Source organism: uncultured Haliea sp. (genome assembly GCF_963973825.1).
Taxonomy (GTDB): Bacteria; Pseudomonadota; Gammaproteobacteria; order Pseudomonadales; family Halieaceae; genus Haliea.
This window is the reverse complement of sequence record NZ_CAXBAE010000010.1, coordinates 75,143-91,670: the sequence shown is the minus strand read 5'-3', so window position 1 is coordinate 91,670 and position 16,528 is coordinate 75,143. Positions and strand designations below refer to the sequence as shown.

At 63.8% G+C, this 16,528-nt stretch carries 16 protein-coding genes; 3 read left to right on the top strand and 13 right to left on the bottom strand.

Annotation, left to right across the window (positions count from 1 at the left end):
- Nucleotides 1-77 precede the first annotated feature (77 nt).
- From AACZ17_RS12500 to AACZ17_RS12490, 3 genes are read left to right on the top strand one after another with little or no spacing between them, the layout of a single operon-like run.
- The gene (locus AACZ17_RS12500) at nt 78-1,520 is read left to right on the top strand and encodes an adenylate/guanylate cyclase domain-containing protein (RefSeq protein ID WP_290739977.1); all 1,443 of its coding nucleotides are present in this window, start codon (nt 78-80) and stop codon (nt 1,518-1,520) included.
- Nucleotides 1,513-1,887, top strand: a complete 375-nt coding sequence (locus tag AACZ17_RS12495) for a response regulator (RefSeq protein WP_290739974.1) — start codon at nt 1,513-1,515, stop codon at nt 1,885-1,887. The genes AACZ17_RS12500 and AACZ17_RS12495 overlap by 8 nt, the downstream gene beginning before the upstream one ends.
- Nucleotides 1,884-3,419 (top strand): HAMP domain-containing sensor histidine kinase, encoded by a 1,536-nt coding sequence (locus AACZ17_RS12490; RefSeq protein WP_290739971.1) that lies wholly within the window; start codon nt 1,884-1,886, stop codon nt 3,417-3,419. Before AACZ17_RS12495 ends, AACZ17_RS12490 begins: the two co-directional genes overlap by 4 nt.
- On the opposite strand, the gene AACZ17_RS12485 is transcribed toward AACZ17_RS12490, so the two are convergent.
- From AACZ17_RS12485 to rpsP, 13 genes are all read right to left on the bottom strand, one after another.
- Nucleotides 3,367-3,978, bottom strand: a complete 612-nt coding sequence (locus tag AACZ17_RS12485; RefSeq protein ID WP_290739967.1) for a hypothetical protein — start codon at nt 3,976-3,978, stop codon at nt 3,367-3,369. The two genes, AACZ17_RS12490 and AACZ17_RS12485, sit on opposite strands and share 53 nt — an antisense overlap.
- Before the next feature lie 92 nt (nt 3,979-4,070).
- Nucleotides 4,071-5,567, bottom strand: coding sequence for a lysine--tRNA ligase (gene lysS, locus AACZ17_RS12480; protein ID WP_290739964.1), 1,497 nt, complete (start codon nt 5,565-5,567; stop codon nt 4,071-4,073).
- An 8-nt stretch (nt 5,568-5,575) separates the two neighbouring features.
- Nucleotides 5,576-6,674 (bottom strand): peptide chain release factor 2 gene (gene prfB / locus AACZ17_RS12475; protein WP_290739961.1). Its coding sequence is split into 2 segments (ribosomal slippage): nt 5,576-6,598 and nt 6,600-6,674, totalling 1,098 coding nucleotides; the frame shifts between segments, so codons are not numbered across the junction.
- A gap of 80 nt (nt 6,675-6,754) precedes the next feature.
- Complete coding sequence (gene recJ / locus AACZ17_RS12470) at nt 6,755-8,497, bottom strand: single-stranded-DNA-specific exonuclease RecJ (RefSeq protein ID WP_290739958.1); 1,743 nt, start codon at nt 8,495-8,497, stop codon at nt 6,755-6,757.
- 11 nt (nt 8,498-8,508) lie between these two features.
- Nucleotides 8,509-9,906 (bottom strand): threonine synthase, encoded by a 1,398-nt coding sequence (gene thrC / locus AACZ17_RS12465; RefSeq protein WP_290739954.1) that lies wholly within the window; start codon nt 9,904-9,906, stop codon nt 8,509-8,511.
- Between the two features lie 11 nt (nt 9,907-9,917).
- A complete protein-coding gene (locus AACZ17_RS12460; protein WP_290739952.1) occupies nt 9,918-11,255 on the bottom strand; it encodes a homoserine dehydrogenase in 1,338 nt (445 codons plus the stop codon).
- A gap of 3 nt (nt 11,256-11,258) precedes the next feature.
- The gene (gene alaC, locus AACZ17_RS12455) at nt 11,259-12,455 is read right to left on the bottom strand and encodes an alanine transaminase (protein WP_290739949.1); all 1,197 of its coding nucleotides are present in this window, start codon (nt 12,453-12,455) and stop codon (nt 11,259-11,261) included.
- A 121-nt stretch (nt 12,456-12,576) separates the two neighbouring features.
- Complete coding sequence (locus tag AACZ17_RS12450) at nt 12,577-13,326, bottom strand: DsbC family protein (protein ID WP_290739947.1); 750 nt, start codon at nt 13,324-13,326, stop codon at nt 12,577-12,579.
- Nucleotides 13,327-13,418: 92 nt separating this feature from the next.
- Complete coding sequence (gene xerD, locus AACZ17_RS12445; protein ID WP_290739944.1) at nt 13,419-14,324, bottom strand: site-specific tyrosine recombinase XerD; 906 nt, start codon at nt 14,322-14,324, stop codon at nt 13,419-13,421.
- A 100-nt stretch (nt 14,325-14,424) separates the two neighbouring features.
- Entirely contained in the window at nt 14,425-14,784 is a 360-nt protein-coding gene (gene rplS, locus AACZ17_RS12440; protein WP_290739941.1) for a 50S ribosomal protein L19, read from the bottom strand.
- Nucleotides 14,785-14,829: 45 nt separating this feature from the next.
- Nucleotides 14,830-15,582, bottom strand: coding sequence for a tRNA (guanosine(37)-N1)-methyltransferase TrmD (gene trmD / locus AACZ17_RS12435; RefSeq protein ID WP_290739938.1), 753 nt, complete (start codon nt 15,580-15,582; stop codon nt 14,830-14,832).
- Nucleotides 15,583-15,602: 20 nt separating this feature from the next.
- Nucleotides 15,603-16,142, bottom strand: coding sequence for a ribosome maturation factor RimM (gene rimM, locus AACZ17_RS12430; protein WP_290739934.1), 540 nt, complete (start codon nt 16,140-16,142; stop codon nt 15,603-15,605).
- A 16-nt stretch (nt 16,143-16,158) separates the two neighbouring features.
- Nucleotides 16,159-16,407, bottom strand: coding sequence for a 30S ribosomal protein S16 (gene rpsP, locus AACZ17_RS12425; protein ID WP_290739930.1), 249 nt, complete (start codon nt 16,405-16,407; stop codon nt 16,159-16,161).
- Nucleotides 16,408-16,528 lie beyond the last annotated feature (121 nt).

Sequence of the window (16,528 nt, the reverse complement as noted above, 5' to 3'; positions counted from 1 at the left end):
GAATGAAACTCCGATTTCCACAGTAATCCGTGCATCGCTATACTGCAGGCCACCATGCGACCCGGAACCCACACCACGTGAGTCACGACAGCACCAGCCTGCCCGACCTCTGGAGCCACATTCTGCGCGGCGCCGTCACCGACCTGCGCGCCCTGGCCAGCGGGCGCGGCGAGCATCTGCCGGCCTCCGCCATGGAGGATCTGCAGCGCATCTTCAGCCTCGCTGCGACACTGGATCAGCAGCTCACCGCCGCCAGCAATCATCATGACCTGATGAACACCATCACCGGCATCCGTGGCTATGCCGAAATGCTGCAGGAGGACATCGGTTCGCAGCAGCCCGACCTCGCTGACAGCCTGGCGCGGCTGCTGAAAGCGACGGAGAGCGCCGCCACGGGTACCGTCAATCGCAGCGCGGCAAGCCGGGCACCCACGGTCGCCGCTGAGCCGGGGTTTATCCTCGCGGTGGACGACCTTGCCGAGAACCGGGAGCTGGTGGCGCGCTACCTGTCGCGTTCCGGGCACCTGGTAGTCACGGCTGCCAGCGGTGCCGAAGCGCTGCGCGCGCTGGCGGAGTCTGACGTCGATGTGGTGTTGCTGGACCTGATGATGCCCGACATGGACGGGCGCGAGGTGCTGCGCCGCATCAAGGCCAATCCGGACTGGCGTGCCACACCGGTGATCGTGATCTCCGGCAGTCAGGACATGGACGGCATCATCGCCTGCATTGAGGCGGGTGCCGATGACTACCTGTTCAAGCCTTTCAACCCGGTGTTGCTGCAGGCGCGGATCAAGGCCGGCATTGAGCGCAAGCGCTGGCACGACCGGGAAGAACAGTATCGACAACAGCTGGAGCGCAACGAAAAGTTCATCCGCGCCACCTTCGGCCGCTACCTGTCTGATGAAATTGTCACCGACATCCTGGAGCGCCCGGAAGGGCTCGAGCTTGGCGGGGACCTGCGCGAAGTCACCATCATGATGTCGGACATCCGGGGCTTCACCAGCCTCAGCGAGCACCTGGCCCCCGCCGAGGTGGTCGCGATGCTGAACCGCTACCTCGGCGCCATGACCGACATCATCATGGCGCACAACGGCACTATCGATGAATTCATTGGTGACGCCATCCTCGCCGTATTCGGTGCGCCGCAGCGCCGCGACGACGACGCCGACCGGGCGGTGCGCTGTGCGCTGGCCATGCAGGCGGCGATGGACGGCATCAACGCAGACAATACCGCCGCCGGTCTGCCGGCACTCGCCACCGGCATCGCCCTCAATACCGGCGCCGTGATTGCCGGCAATATCGGCTCCGAGCGGCGCAGCAAATACGGCTTCGTCGGCCACCCCATGAATGTGACTTCGCGAATAGAAGACCACTGTCTGGGTGGTGAAATACTGATTTCAGAGAGCACCGTCAATAAACTGACCGGGCGCTACCGACTGAGCAACCGCCGTGAACTGGATGCCCGCGGGCTCGACCAGACCGTCGTGGTGCACCGTATCGAGGAGCAAACCGATGGCTGAGCAAGCCACCATCCTGCTGGTGGAGGACAACGCGATCAATTGCGAGATGCTGGCCAGGCGCCTGACGCGAGCGGGCTTTCGGGTGGTCACCGCAGCAGACGGCGAACAGGCACTGCGGCTGATGGCCAGTGAAGCCCCGGCGCTGGTACTGATGGACATGAACCTGCCTGTGCTGGACGGCTGGAGCGCCTGCCGCGCGGCCCGCCAGGACCCCCGGCTCAAGGGCATCCCGATCATCGCCCTCACCGCACACGCGATGGAGACGGACCGACAGAGCGCACTGGCCGCCGGTTGCGACGACTACGCCACCAAGCCCATCGACTTTCCCGGGCTGCTGGCGAAAATCCAGCGATTGTTGCCCGCATGAGCCTGCGCCGCCGCCTTACCCTGTCGCTGTGCACCATCCTTGTGCTGTTTTCGATCAACGTCGGCACCCACTTCTGGGGCAGCTACGCACGCCAGGAAAGCATGCTCGCCTATCGCAGCTCGGTCACCGCAGCGCAGTTGTCCACGGATGCGGCCCAACTGCTGGAAAACCAGCGCCAGCAGATCCTGGTGCTGGAAACCCTGCGTGAAACCACCGGCGACATGCTGGATGGTGACGAGCTGGCGGACGCGGAAGCCGACATCGCAAGCATCGACAGCAAGCTGACCGAACTCGGCGCGCTGACCAGCGAGGTCACCCGCCCGCAGTACGAGAAACTGCAGCAGGCGAGCCGCTACCTGCTGGACAGCTGGCTGGCGTTCTACCGCAATTTCAACGATCCCGACTTCGACAGTGACATTGATGACCCCCTGCCCTTTGTGGAGACGCTGGAGCATCTGCGCCAGCTGGAGCAGCGCCAGGCCTTCATCGCCGCCCAGCGCTCGACCATCATCGACCGGACCATCGCGCTCACCGACCGCATTACCGTCATCGGCTTTGTCGCCACCATTTTCCTCACCGCCTTGCTCGGCTTCTACCTGCTGCGCTACACCAAGCGCTCGCTGAAACGGCTCAAGCGCGGCACCGAGCGCATCGGCATGGGTGACCTCGACTACCGTATCGCCGACTTCGACGATCGCGGCGAACTGGGCGATCTCGCCAAGGCGTTCAACGACATGTCGGACAAGATGCGCCGCGCCATCGAGGATGTGCGCCGCGCCAAGGACGACGCGGACGACGCCAACGCGGCCAAGAGCCGGTTCCTCGCCAATGTCAGTCACGAACTGCGCACGCCGCTCAACGCCATCATCGGCTACAGCGAAATGCTGCAGGACGAACTGGAAGACCCCGGTGAAGTAGACCGCGAACAGTTCCGCGACGACCTCGAAAAGATCGTGCGCTCGGGACGCCAGCTGCTGGCCCTGATCAACGACATTCTGGACCTGTCGAAGATTGAAACCGGCAAGATGACCCTGCACCTAGAAACCTTCGCCGCTGGCGACATCCTGCAGCAGGTGTGTGACGCCATGACCCCCATGCTGCGCGAGCGCAACAACCAGCTATACCGGCCCGACTGGTCGCAGCTGCCACCGCTGTACGCCGATGCAACGCGCTTCCGGCAGATTTTTCTCAACCTGCTCAGCAACGCCTGCAAGTTCACCCGGGATGGAGAGGTGCACCTGACGGCGGCGTGTTATCAGAAGGACGGCGCGGACTGGCTGCGCTGCACGGTGCGCGATACCGGCATCGGTATGGATGCAGCCCAGCAGGCGCGCATTTTTGATGCCTTTGTGCAGGCAGAGAACGCCATCAGCGCCAACTACGGTGGCACCGGCCTCGGCCTGGCAATCTGCCGCGAGTACTGCACGCTGATGGGTGGCCACATCAGCGTCCGCAGCACACCCGGGGCCGGTTCCGAGTTTACGGTTGAACTGCCCGTGAAGGTCCGAGAGTCAGCTCCCGCAAGCGCTTGATCGCCTCCTCGCGCTTTTGCAGATCTTCCCGCAGGGTGGCATTGCTGCTCTCGAGGTCGGAGATGTGCCGGTTCAGCAGGGCAAAGGCCGCCAGGGAGTCCCGCATCAGCAGTGCCGTGGGGTGCACCTGCATCTCATCGGTAAACTGTGCCACCAGACGGCGGAAGGTCGCTTCCGCCGCATCGTGGTCGTAGAACGGGCTGTCGGGCAACATGCCCAGATAGGCGATCGCGATATCCGCCTCCCACTGCGCCGCAGGCTCCAGCTCAAGGCGCTTGTAGCGCTGGAAATGCTGCAGGGCAGCCACCGCATCCCCCTCACTCAGGGCGCGATAGCCGCGTTCCAGAAAGGTGTAGTCGCGGCTCGCCGGCTTGCTCGCGCAATCACAGCCGGACCGGGACGGCAGGTTCAAGGTCAGCTGCGGTGCCTCCGTGACGGCGGCGCCGGCCTCTGCGGGCGGCGCCTCCGAGGGCGCCTCTGCGGACTCCGGCGTGGCCGCGCAGGCAGACAAGCCAAGCAGCGCACTGGCCAGCAGGAGTGGGGGCAGAAAGGGGCTCACGGCAGTGTCCTCGGGCTGACTGTCACGCCGTCAGTGTACCACCGGGGCGTGAGCCTTCCCACGGTAAACGCGACAACCGGCAGCGTCGGCACTCATTCAGGGCGCAGGTGCGGGAACAGCAGAACATCGCGAATGGAGGGCGAATCCGTGAGCAGCATGACCAGCCGGTCGATGCCAATACCCTCGCCCGCCGTGGGCGGCATGCCGTATTCCAGCGCGCGGATATAGTCGGCATCGTAGTGCATCGCCTCTTCATCGCCGGCATCTTTCTCGGCCACCTGCGCCCGGAAACGCTCTGCCTGGTCCTCGGCATCGTTCAGCTCGGAGAAGCCGTTGGCAAGCTCCCGGCCGCCGACGAAAAACTCAAAACGGTCTGTCACAAACGGGTCTGCGTCGCTGCGCCGCGCCAGGGGTGACACCTCGGTAGGATAGGCGGTGATGAAGGTAGGCTGATCCAGCCGGTGCTCCACGGTTTTCTCGAAGATTTCGATCTGCACCTTGCCCAGGCCCCAGCTGTCTTTCAGCGGTATCCCGAGCTCGGCGGCGATGGCCCGCGCGCCCTGCTCGTCCGACAGCGCATCGGCGCGCATGCCGGGGTTGTGGCTGAGAATGGCATCGAACACCGTCATGCGGGTGAAAGGCCGCGAGAAATCATACTCCGAGCCCTGATAGGTCACGCGCGTATCGCCCAGCACCGTCGCGGTGAGCTGGCGCAGCATGTCCTCGGTCAGGTCCATGGCATCACGATAATCCGCGTAGGCCCAGTAGAATTCCAGCATGGTGAACTCGGGGTTGTGCCGCGTGGACAAACCCTCGTTGCGGAAATTCCGGTTGATCTCGTACACCTGTTCAAAGCCGCCCACCACCAGCCGCTTGAGGTAGAGCTCGGGCGCAATGCGCAGGTACATATCCAGATCCAGCGCGTTGTGGTGCGTAACGAAAGGCTTCGCGGCGGCACCGCCCGGAATCACCTGCATCATGGGTGTCTCAACTTCCATGAAGCCGCGTCCATCCATGTAGTCGCGAATAAAACGCACAATGCGCGAGCGCAGGGTGAACACGGCGCGGGAGTCCGGGTTCACAATCAGGTCCACGTAGCGCTGGCGATAGCGCAACTCCTGATCCGACAGGCCATGGTATTTGTCTGGCAGGGGGCGCAGGGCCTTGGTCAGCAGACGGGCACTTTCCATGTTGATGTACAGGTCGCCCTTGCCGGACTTGTGCAGCGGTCCCTCGGCACAGACGATATCACCCAGGTCCCAGCTCTTGATCTCGGCGAGTGTGTCCTCGTCCAGCCCCTTGCGGTTCAGGTACAGCTGTATCTGGCCGGACCCGTCCTGGATCAGCAGGAACGCGCCGCGATTGCGGATCAAACGCCCGGCTACGGCAAAATGCTGGTCGTCCTCCTCGAGCTGCTGCTTGCTGCTGGCGCCGTATTCACGCTGCAGGTCGGCGGCCCACCCGGTGCGCCTGAAGTCGTTGGGGAAGGCGTTGCGTCTCGCACGCAGCTGGCGGAGCTTGCCGCGCCGCTCGGCGACCAGCTTGTTTTCCTCTTCCGGGCCACGCGCGGCCTGATCCTGCTCTTTCATAAGTCGTCCTACAGCCCTTTTTTCAGTGAGGCTTCGATAAACAGGTCGATATCGCCGTCCAGCACCGCCTGCGTGTTGCTCGTTTCAACACCGGTGCGCAGATCCTTGATCCGCGATTGGTCGAGCACATAGGAGCGGATCTGGCTGCCCCAGCCGATATCCGCCTTGCTGTCTTCCGTCGCCTGCTTCGCTTCGCTGCGCTTGAGCATCTCCAGCTCATACAGCTTGGCACGCAGCATTTTCATCGCCCGGTCGCGGTTCTGGTGCTGCGAGCGCTCGGTCTGGCAGGAGACAACCACGCCACTGGGGTTGTGGGTAATCCGCACGGCGGAGTCGGTCTTGTTGACGTGCTGCCCGCCTGCCCCGCTGGAGCGATAGGTGTCGACGCGCAGGTCGGCGGGATTGATGTCGATTTCGATGTCATCGTCGATTTCCGGCGAGACGAACACCGACACGAAGGACGTGTGTCGACGGTTCCCGGAGTCGAACGGCGACTTGCGCACCAGCCGATGTACGCCAGTTTCAGTGCGCAGCCAGCCGAAGGCGTATTCGCCCTCGAAGTGGATGGTCGCGCTCTTGATACCGGCGACCTCCCCCGCAGACACTTCGATCAGGTCGGTCTTGAAGCCGCTGGCTTCACCCCAGCGCAGGTACATGCGCAGCAGCATTTCCGCCCAGTCCTGGGCTTCCGTGCCACCGGAGCCAGCCTGCACATCCAGGTAGGCGTTGTTCGGGTCCATCTCACCCGAAAACATACGCCGGAATTCCAGCTGCTCCAGCTGTTTCAGCAGCGCCTCGATATCCGCGCGCACCTCGGCCACCGTGCCCTCGTCATCCTCGACGGCTGCCAGCTCGAGCAGGTCGGCGGCGTCACCGGTGGCACCGTCCAGGTGTTCGATGGTGGAGACGATTTTTTCCAGTGCCGCGCGCTCCCGCCCCAGTTCCTGGGCCCGCTCCGGCTTGTCCCAGACGCTGGGCTCGGCAAGCTCCAGTTCTACTTCAGCGAGGCGTTCCTTGCGGGTATCGAAGTCAAAGATACCCCCTCAGCACGGCGGTGCGTGCCTCGATGTCCTTGAGGGTCTGTAACAGCGGATTGATCTCTAACATGACGCGCCTGTCCTGCGGGAAAAGGCGCGCAGTGTACCGTAGGGAACAAAAACAGGCCACCGGCGAGCCACAGGAGCCGCCTATACGGCCTCCAGCTGCTCGACGACAAGCTGCAGGCTGCGCCGTCCGCGAAACTCGTTCACATCCAGCCGATAGGCGGCGCGCACCCACTGCGCCTCGTCATCCGGCCAGCGCTCGAGATCCACGTTGAAGGCGATGGCGTCGAGCATCTCATGCGAGCCGGGCAGGCCGAGAACAAGCTTTAGGTGCTTCCCTGCCACCAACCGTTGCTGCACAAGGCGAAAGCGGCCATCGAACAGGGGCTCCGGGAAATGTTGCCCCCAGGGTCCGCCGAGACGCAGGGACTCGGCCAGCGCCAGATCAAAATCAGAGGGCGCGAGTTCGCCGTCCGACTCCAGCACCGCCTCCAGATCGAGGTCGCGGCCGTGCCGCTCCACTTCGGCGACGAAGGCTATGGCAAAGGCTGCATAGTGTGCCCGCGGCAGGGTCAGGCCCGCGGCCATCGCATGGCCGCCGAACCGATTCAGCAGGCCGGGATGCCGCGTTGCCACTGCATCCAGTACATCCCGTACATGAATACCCTGAATGGAGCGCGCAGAACCCTTGAGCTCGTCGCTGTCGGGGCCGGCGTCGGCGAAGACCACGGTGGGCCGGTGCACACGCTCCTTGACCCGCGACGCCAGAATACCAATCACGCCCTGGTGCCAACCGGGCTCATACAGCGTGACGCCGGCAGGCACCTCGTCCGTGTCCGAGAGCGGCGCGAGCTGATCCAGCAAGGCCAGCGCTTCCTCCTGCATGCCGTGTTCAATACGGCGCCGCTCTTCGTTGAGGCGCTGCAGCCGGGCGGCGTAGTCCGCGGCGCGCTCGCGCCCGGGTGACAACAGGCATTCGATACCCACCGACATATCATCCAGCCGCCCTGCTGCATTCAATCGCGGCCCGACGGTGAAGCCGAGGTCCGACGCGACGGTGGTCGCGGGGTTGCGGCCTGCCACTTCCAACAGGGCAATCAGCCCCGGGCGGGCCAGGCAGCGGCGAATACGCTGCAGCCCCGCCGCAACCAGTATCCGGTTGTTGCGATCCAACGGGACAACGTCGGCCACCGTGCCCAGCGCCACCAGATCGAGGAATTCCGCCAGATTCGGTTCCTGCAGGGCGCGCTGGGCAAACCAGCCGCGGCGGCGCAGCTCAGCGCGCAGCGCGAGCATGACATAGAAAATCACCCCCACACCGGCCAGCGCCTTGCTGGCAAAGCCGCAGCCAGGCTGGTTGGGGTTGACGATCACCTCCGCCGCCGGCAGCGTCTCCCCCGCGAGGTGGTGGTCGGTGACCAGTGTGGCAATTCCCTGCGCGCGCGCGGCGCGTACACCGTCGATACTGGCGATGCCGTTGTCCACGGTGATGATCAGGTCCGGCTGGCGCCGGGCGGCCAGCGCGACAATTTCCGGCGTCAGTCCGTAGCCGTACTCGAAGCGATTGGGTACCAGGTAATCGACCTCTGCAGCGCCCATGGCACGCAATGCGCCCAGCGCCAGTGCGGTGCTGGTTGCACCATCGGCATCGAAGTCACCGATCACCAGCAGGCGCTGCCCGGTGGCCAGGGCATCTGCCAGCAGGCACGCTGCGGCATCCGCTCCGGTCAGGGTCTCGGGTGGCAGCAAGTCATGCAGGGATAATTGCAGGTCACGGGCGCTGCGCACGCCGCGGTTGGCATAGACCCGCGCCAGCAGGGGTGGCAGGCCGCCCGCCGCGAGTTCGGGGCTGGGCGCCAGGGCGCGGCGAACTACGCGTCGAATCACTCCGCCGGCGCTCAGGCGCCGAGGTGGTTCGCCATGAAGGCCTGCACGGCGGACAGTTCGCAGGGCAACACTTCAAAGCGCTCTGTACGATCAAACAGATCGGCCAGGTGCAGGGGCAGCGGTGGCTCACAGCCGACCACGGCACGCTGGATAGCCTGCGGAAACTTCGCCGGGTGCGCCGTTGCCAGGGTCACCACCGGAATGCCGTCGCCGATACCTGAGGCCAGGGCCGCTTTGACACCAATCGCGCTGTGCGGGTCCAGCAGGTATTCAGACTCCTGCCAGACGGCAGCAATCTGTGCACAGGTTTCCTCGTCGGGCACGCGGTAACTGGAGAACAGCTGCCGGGCGCGCTGCATCGCGGTGTCGGAGAAATGAATATCGCCCTTGTCGAAGTCACGCATCATGGCCGCCACCGCGGCGCCATCGCGATCGTAGAGGTCAAAGAGCAGGCGCTCAAAATTGCTGGATACTGTGATATCCATGCTCGGTGAGAGTGTATGCTCCAACGACTGGCGGCCATAGGTGGCGGTGGTCATCACCCGGTGCAGAACGTCATTGCGGTTGGTGGCGATAATCAGCTGCGCAACGGGCAGGCCCATCTGGTGCGCCAGGTAACCGGCGAAAATGTCGCCAAAGTTCCCGGTAGGCACGGAAAACGCCACAGGACGCGCGGGACCACCGAGCGCCAGGGCCGCATAGAAGTAGTACACGATCTGCGCCATGATCCGCGCCCAGTTGATCGAGTTGACGGCCACAAGGTGGCGGTCATCCGGCAGGAAGCTGCGGTCACCGAAGCTGGCCTTGACCATGGCCTGGCAGTCATCGAAGTTGCCCTGCACGGCGATGTTGTGGATGTTGTCCCCCACAACCGTGGTCATCTGCCGGCGCTGCACCTCCGACACGCGGTCGTGCGGATGCAGAATGAAGATGTCGATATTTTTGCAGCGCTTGCAGCCCTCAATGGCGGCAGAGCCCGTGTCGCCGGAGGTCGCACCCATGATGACCACTTTCTGGTGGCGGCGCTCCAGCACGTAATCCAGCAGGCGCCCCAGCAGCTGCAATGCAAAGTCCTTGAACGCAAGCGTCGGGCCATGGAACAGCTCCAGCACCCACTGGTTGTGGCCAATCTGCACCAGCGGCGCAACCGCGCCGTGGCGGAACACCGCATAGGTGTCAGCGATGAGGTCGCGCAGGTCGTCCCGGGGAATGCAGTCACCGACGAAGGGTTCGATGATGCGCTGGGCCAGCTGCGGGTAGTCCATACCCGCCATGGCGGCGATCTCCTGCTGGCTGAAGCGGGGCAGGCTCTCGGGTACGTACAGGCCGCCATCGGACGCCAGGCCGGTCAGCAGGACCTGCTCAAAGTTCAGTGCGGGGGCCTGGCCCCGGGTGCTGATGTACTGCATATCTGCTCCTGTTAGCCGTCCAGCGGCTCAACGCGGATTCTGACGACCTGGCCCTCGATGGTGTCCAGTGCCTCGATTTGCGCAACGGCCGCGTCGACCCGACCCTGGGCTGCGCGATTGGTCAGGACGATCAGCGGTACCGTCGTCTGCCCCGGCGCGGGCGCCTTCTGGATCAACGCCTCGATACTGATACCGTGGTCACTGAAAATGGTGGCAATACGCGACAGCACGCCGGTGCGATCCTCGGCCTCCATGCGCAGGTACCAGGGTGTCTCCACGTCGGCCATGGGCACAATGGGCAGATCGCGCAGGGCTTCATTCGAGAACGACAGGGAGGGCACCCGGCTGACCTGGCCTGCGCTCAGGTCCCGAGCCAGGTCAACCAGGTCGGCGACCACTGCAGATGCGGTGGGTTTGCCACCGGCGCCTGCACCGTAATACAGCGTCGGCCCGACGGCGCTGCCCTCGACCAGCACCGCGTTCTTCACGCCATTCACATTGGCCAGCAGGCGGTCTTCCGGAATCAGTGTCGGGTGCACACGCAACTCCACACCGCGCGGCCCCTGCTTGGCGATACCCAGATGCTTCACCCGGTACCCCAGTTCTTCGGCGTAGTCCAGGTCCTGAGGCGTGAGGCGCGTGATGCCCTCGGTGTACACCGAGGCAAACTGCAGGGGAATGCCGAAGGCGATGGATGCCAGAATCACCAGCTTGTGAGCCGCATCAATCCCTTCCACGTCAAAGGTCGGGTCGGCCTCCGCGTAGCCCAGGGCCTGCGCCTCCGCCAGCACGTCGGCAAACTCCCGACGGTGCTCACGCATTTCGCTGAGGATAAAGTTTCCGGTGCCGTTGATGATGCCCGCCAGCCATTCGATATGGTTCCCCGCCAGGCCCTCACGCAGGGCCTTGATGATCGGGATGCCACCCGCCACCGCCGCCTCATAGCGCACTGCCACATTGTGTTCCGCCGCCAGCGCAAACAACTCATTGCCGTGTTCCGCAATGAGCGCCTTGTTTGCCGTCACCACGTGCTTGCCGGCGAGGATGGCGGCCTCTACCAGCTCGCGGGCCACGGTGGTGCCACCAATCAGCTCCACCAGCACGTCGACCTCGGGGTCTGCCACAACCTCGAAAATGTCCCGGCTGACGCGCACGCCAGCGGTATTGCAGGCCGGGTTGTCGCGGCGTGCACCGATATGCACGATGGCCAGCGGTGCCTGTGCCCGTGCCGCAATCGCCTCGGCATTTTCCCGCAGCAGGTTGAACGTCCCGCTGCCCACTGTCCCGAGGCCGCAGAGGCCAATTCTCACGGGTTGCACCACGTTCTCCCCTGTTGCTTCAGCTGTCATTGGTCACGCTGCTCCCGTGTGGCCATCGGCGCGAAACATACGCTTGATATTGCGCAGTGCCTGCCGCGTGCGGTGCTCATTCTCGATCAGGCCAAAACGCACGTAGCCCTCTCCGTATTCACCGAAGCCGACACCGGGTGACACCGCCACGTGGGCCTCCTGCAACAGCTTCTTGCTGAACTCCAGAGACCCCAGTGGCTGGTAGAACTCGGGGATACGCGCCCACACAAACATGGTCGCCCGTGGCGGGGTAACCGGCCAGCCCAGCGCATTCAGGCCGCTGCACAGCACATCGCGCCGCGCCTTGTACATGGCGTTGATTTCCTGCACACAGGTCTGGTCTCCCTCCAGGGCCGCGATGGCGGCGACCTGGATGGGCGTGAACATGCCGTAGTCGAGGTAGGACTTCATACGCCCCAGCGCGCCGACCAGCTGCCGGTTGCCACAGCAGAAGCCCACACGCCAGCCCGGCATGTTGTAGCTCTTGGACATGCTGAAGAACTCCACCGCCACTTCCCTCGCGCCCTCCACCTGCAGGATCGACGGGGCCACATAGCCGTCATAGCAGAGGTCGGCGTAGGCGAGGTCCTGCACTACCCAGATCTGGTGTTCCCGGGCGACGGCGATGACCCGCTCGAAGAACTCCAGTTCCACCACCTGGCCGGTGGGGTTGGAGGGAAAACTCAACACCAGCATCTTGGGCCTGGGCCAGCTGTTGCGGATTGCGTTTTCCAGTTCATCGAAGAAGCTGTTTTCATCACCCATCGGCACATGGCGGATATCTGCGCCCGAAATCACAAAACCGTAGGGGTGAATGGGGTACGCCGGGTTGGGCACCAAAATGGCGTCACCGGGCCCGGTGGTGGCCAGTGCGAGGTGGGCCAGGCCTTCTTTCGAGCCCAGCGTGACAATCGCCTCGCTGTTCGGATCCAGGGTGACGTTGTAACGCCGCTGGTACCAGTCGCAGATCGCCTTGCGCAACCGGGGGATGCCCTTGGACTGGGAGTAGCGGTGTGTGTCGCCGCGGCGCGCCGTCTCCACCAGTTTATCGACAATGTGCGACGGCGTGGGCTGGTCCGGGTTGCCCATACCGAAGTCGATAATGTCCTGGCCCGCCGCGCGCGCCTGCTGCTTCAGTTCACCAATGATATTGAATACATAAGGGGGCAGGCGCTGAATGCGCTGAAACTGGTCTTCCACGGCACTGGGACTCGGTTGGGCAAACCCCTGGGGGCTGCAATCTAAAAAAAAGGTGGCAAACAGTACTGAGTCCATCCCGGCCTGTCAACGGAGCAGGCCGGCGAAACGCCGCGTCCGGGCGCTATTCCAGACCGAGGGTACCCATCAGCTCATCGGCGGGCTGGTAGCCCGGGATCATCTGGCCCGTGGCCGTGATAATGGCAGGCGTGCCGCGTACGCCCATCGACTGCCCGAGCTGGTACTGATCAGCCACCGGCGAGCCCTGGCAGACGTTGTCCGCCATCGACTCGCCGTTCTTCAGGCGCGTGAGCACATCGGCCCGATCGTCGGCACACCATGCAGTGGCCAGCTTGCGGTAACCCTCTGATGCCAGCCCGGAGCGCGGGTAGGCCAGATAGCGCACCTCCACACCGCGCTTGTTCAGTTCCGGCACCTCGCGATGCAGCTTCTGGCAGTAAAAGCAGGTGACGTCGGTAAAGACGGTGATGTGTGAACGCGTCTCGCCCTGGGCCGGGAAGATGATCATGTCGGCCGGTGACAGCCCGGCCAGTTGCTCGGCGCGCTGCCCGTCGCGACGTTTCTCCGCCAGGTTGACGTAACCGGCAGGCCCCACCGTAAACAGGTCGCCGACAATGAAGAACTGGCCACTGCGATTGGCGTATACCAGCGGGCCGTCTACCAGCTGCACTGCATACATACCATCGATCTCACTGTGCTCAACCGTGCCGACCTTGAGACCGTTGGCGGGACTTTCGAGCATCTTGCGCAGGGAGTCCACGATCTCCGCGGGCACCGGCTCTGCGGCGCTGACAGAAAAAACGGACCCGGTCAGCACGCAGGCCAGCAGCAGGGACAGGACTCGGTTGATCATGAATATTCCTCGTTTACGGGCGGACTCGGCCACCGGGATTCGTGTTCTGCGGCAATTTGGAACGCAGGGCATGCGACAAGTTCCACCGGCCCTCAACCCCGCGGGTGGTGGCGCGCGTGCAGCTCCTGCATGCGCTGCCGGGCAACGTGGGTGTAAATCTGGGTTGTCGTCAGGTCGCTGTGCCCGAGCAGCATCTGCACCACACGCAGGTCCGCGCCGTGGTTCAGCAGGTGCGTGGCAAACGCATGACGCAGCGTATGCGGCGACAGCGGTTTACTGATTCCGGCGCGCAGGGCGTAGAGTTTAATACGATACCAGAACGCTTGGCGAGTCATCATGCTGCCGCGGCGGCTGGGAAACACCGCCTCGCTGGGTACGCCCCTCAACAGTTCCTGCCGGGGACCGGCAAAAAACCGCTGCAACCAGCTGAGCGCCTCCTCCCCCATCGGCACCAGACGTTCCTTGCTGCCCTTGCCGAACACGCGTACCACACCCTGGTTCAGGCTCACCTGCACCAGCTGCAGGCCGGTAAGCTCGGACACCCGCAGGCCGCAGGCGTAGAGCAGCTCCAGCATGGCCCTGTCGCGAAACTCCAGCGCGTCACCCGTATCCGGTGCCGCCAGCAGGCGCTCGACATCCTGCTCGGACAGGGATTTGGGCAGGGGGCGCCCCAGCTGCGGACTGTCGATATCGAGTGTCGGGTCTGCGTCAAGCCGCCCTTCACGCAGCAGATAGCGGTAGAAACCACGGACGCAGGACATGAAGCGCGCCGTCGAGCGCGGGGATTGCCCCTTGCCGAGGCGCGCCGCCAGATAGGCCTGCAGGTCGATGCGGTCCGCCTCCAGCAGTTTCACCCGGCGGCCGGCAAGCCAAAGCTGGTAGTGTCCCAGGTCGCGACGGTAGGCTTCGAGGGTGTTGCGGCTCAGGCCTTTTTCCATCCACAGGGCATCGATATAGTGCTCGATGATGGGATCTGTGGCGTCAGTTTGCGAGGGCATGGGGAACTAGCCTAGCACCGTTTCAGAGTGCACAGAACTGCGGAAACCGGGCGCACAAAAAAGCGGCCGCAGGGGCCGCTTCCGCTCGCGAGCATAAGTCTTACTTGGCTGTGAGCTTTTCCTTGATGCGCGCCGCTTTACCGGACAGCTCGCGGAGGTAGTAGAGCTTGGCCTGACGCACGTCACCACGGCGCTTGACCGTCACGCTGTCGACCAGCGGGCTGTAGGCCTGGAACGTGCGCTCCACACCCACGCCGTGGGAGATCTTGCGCACGGTGAACGCCGAGTTCAGGCCGCGGTTACGCTTGGCAATACACACGCCCTCGAACGCCTGCAGGCGCTCGCGGTTGCCTTCCTTGACTTTCACCTGCACCACCACGGTGTCACCGGGGCTGAACTCGGGCAGATCTTTTTGCATCTGTTCAGCATCAAGCTGAGAGATAATCTTGTTGGTGCTCATGGTGCGCTCCTGTCATTTAACGTGCGTAGCTTCACAGCTAGCGTATCAACTCAAATTCCGTTCCTGGCGATACAGTGCCAGCAGTTCCTGTTCCTCGGCCGTCAGGGCCCTGCCCTCCAGCAGATCCGGGCGCCGCTCCAGCGTGCGACCCAGCGCCTGCTTGAGGCGCCAGCGGCGGATCTTCTCGTGATCGCCGCTGAGCAATACCTCCGGCACTGCCTGCTCCCCATACACTTCGGGGCGGGTGTAGTGCGGGCAATCCAGCAAGCCGTCTGCAAAGGAGTCTTCCTGTGCCGACAGCGCGTGCCCCAACACACCCGGCAGTTGCCGGATCACCGCGTCCATGACCACCATGGCCGCCAACTCACCGCCCGAGAGCACATAATCGCCGATGGAAAGCTCTTCATCGACTTCGCGCTCAATCAGGCGCTCATCCACACCTTCGTAGCGGCCTGCCACCAGCACCAGCGCTCTTTCCTGCGCCAGCGTGACCGCCTTGCGGTGATCAAACCTGCGTCCCTGCGGCGACAGGTAGATCACTCGCGCAGGCTCTGCTGCCTGCTCCCTGGCTGCGCGTATCGCCTGCGCCAGGGGTGCCACCTTCATCACCATGCCGGGACCACCGCCAAACGGCCTGTCGTCCACCGTACGGTGGCGGTCGTCAGTGAAGTCCCGGGGGTTGCTGTGGCTGAGCCCCACCAGCCCCTGCTGCACCGCGCGCCCGGTAATACCGTGCTCGCTGACCGCGCTGAACATTTCCGGGAACAGGCTCACCAAAGCAATGTGCATGTGCGCCATCCGCCCCCTGTGAACCGCTCCTAGTCTTCCGGGAACCAGTCCACATCTATCCGTCCCGACTCTACGTCAACCTGCCGCACGGTGGTGCCGGGCAGCCAGGGAATGAGCCGTTCCCGCTGGTCAATGCTGCCCTCACAGGGCTTCACCACCAGCACGTCATTCGCTCCGGTCTCGATCAGGTAATCGACTGCGCCGAGCAGCACCTGACCGTTGTCCGTGTGACACCACACCTGCAAACCCTGCAGCTGGTGCCAGTAATAATCGCCCTCTTCCAGTTCCGGCAGGGCATCACTGTCGACGCTGACCTCCAGGCCCTGGAATGTCTCGGCAAGGTCGCGGTCATCGACACCGCGGATGTGGGCTACCAGCCCCTTGCCCTGCCTGCGCCCCTGATCAAACTCGATGGCTTCATAACCACCGCGGCGCTGCACTTTCACACCCTTGAACTCGAGGAAGTTCTCCATCGGTTCGGTGAATGAATGAATCCGCACCCAGCCCTTGATCCCGTAGCAGCCCGTGATGCGGCCGATGACGAGGCGTTCCCTGGCGGCTTCATTCATCCCGGGTGGCGCTGTCTCAGGCAGCGGTGGCAGCTTCCTTGACCAGCTTGGCCACGCGGTCAGACAGCTGTGCCCCCTGGCTCTGCCAGAACGCTACCCGCTCGACGTCAACGTTGAGGCGCACTTCCTGACCACGGGCGACCGGGTTGAAGAAGCCGACGCGCTCGATGAAGCGACCATCGCGTGATTTGCGGCTGTCAGTCACCGTCAGATGATAGAAAGGGCGCTTCTTGGCACCACCACGAGAAAGACGAATTGTTACCATATTCCGTAATTTCCTGAAAATGAGTCGGGATCTGCGGCTAACCTGCCGCCTCACCCACGACAAACACCGGCACCACGGCCGCAAAGGTGGCGTATCATACGGAACTTCAGCAGGATTTAAA

Excerpts from the sequence above, each read along its gene's own strand:
- AACZ17_RS12495 (WP_290739974.1), top strand. The coding sequence starts at position 1,513 with ATGGCTGAGCAAGCCACCATCCTGCTGGTGGAGGACAACGCGATCAAT.
- AACZ17_RS12490 (WP_290739971.1), top strand. The coding sequence starts at position 1,884 with ATGAGCCTGCGCCGCCGCCTTACCCTGTCGCTGTGCACCATCCTTGTG.
- lysS (WP_290739964.1), bottom strand. The coding sequence starts at position 5,567 with ATGAAAGAGCAGGATCAGGCCGCGCGTGGCCCGGAAGAGGAAAACAAG.
- thrC (WP_290739954.1), bottom strand. The coding sequence starts at position 9,906 with ATGCAGTACATCAGCACCCGGGGCCAGGCCCCCGCACTGAACTTTGAG.
- AACZ17_RS12460 (WP_290739952.1), bottom strand. The coding sequence starts at position 11,255 with ATGACAGCTGAAGCAACAGGGGAGAACGTGGTGCAACCCGTGAGAATT.
- AACZ17_RS12450 (WP_290739947.1), bottom strand. The coding sequence starts at position 13,326 with ATGATCAACCGAGTCCTGTCCCTGCTGCTGGCCTGCGTGCTGACCGGG.
- xerD (WP_290739944.1), bottom strand. The coding sequence starts at position 14,324 with ATGCCCTCGCAAACTGACGCCACAGATCCCATCATCGAGCACTATATC.
- rplS (WP_290739941.1), bottom strand. The coding sequence starts at position 14,784 with ATGAGCACCAACAAGATTATCTCTCAGCTTGATGCTGAACAGATGCAA.
- trmD (WP_290739938.1), bottom strand. The coding sequence starts at position 15,582 with ATGGCGCACATGCACATTGCTTTGGTGAGCCTGTTCCCGGAAATGTTC.
- rimM (WP_290739934.1), bottom strand. The coding sequence starts at position 16,142 with ATGAATGAAGCCGCCAGGGAACGCCTCGTCATCGGCCGCATCACGGGC.
- rpsP (WP_290739930.1), bottom strand. The coding sequence starts at position 16,407 with ATGGTAACAATTCGTCTTTCTCGTGGTGGTGCCAAGAAGCGCCCTTTC.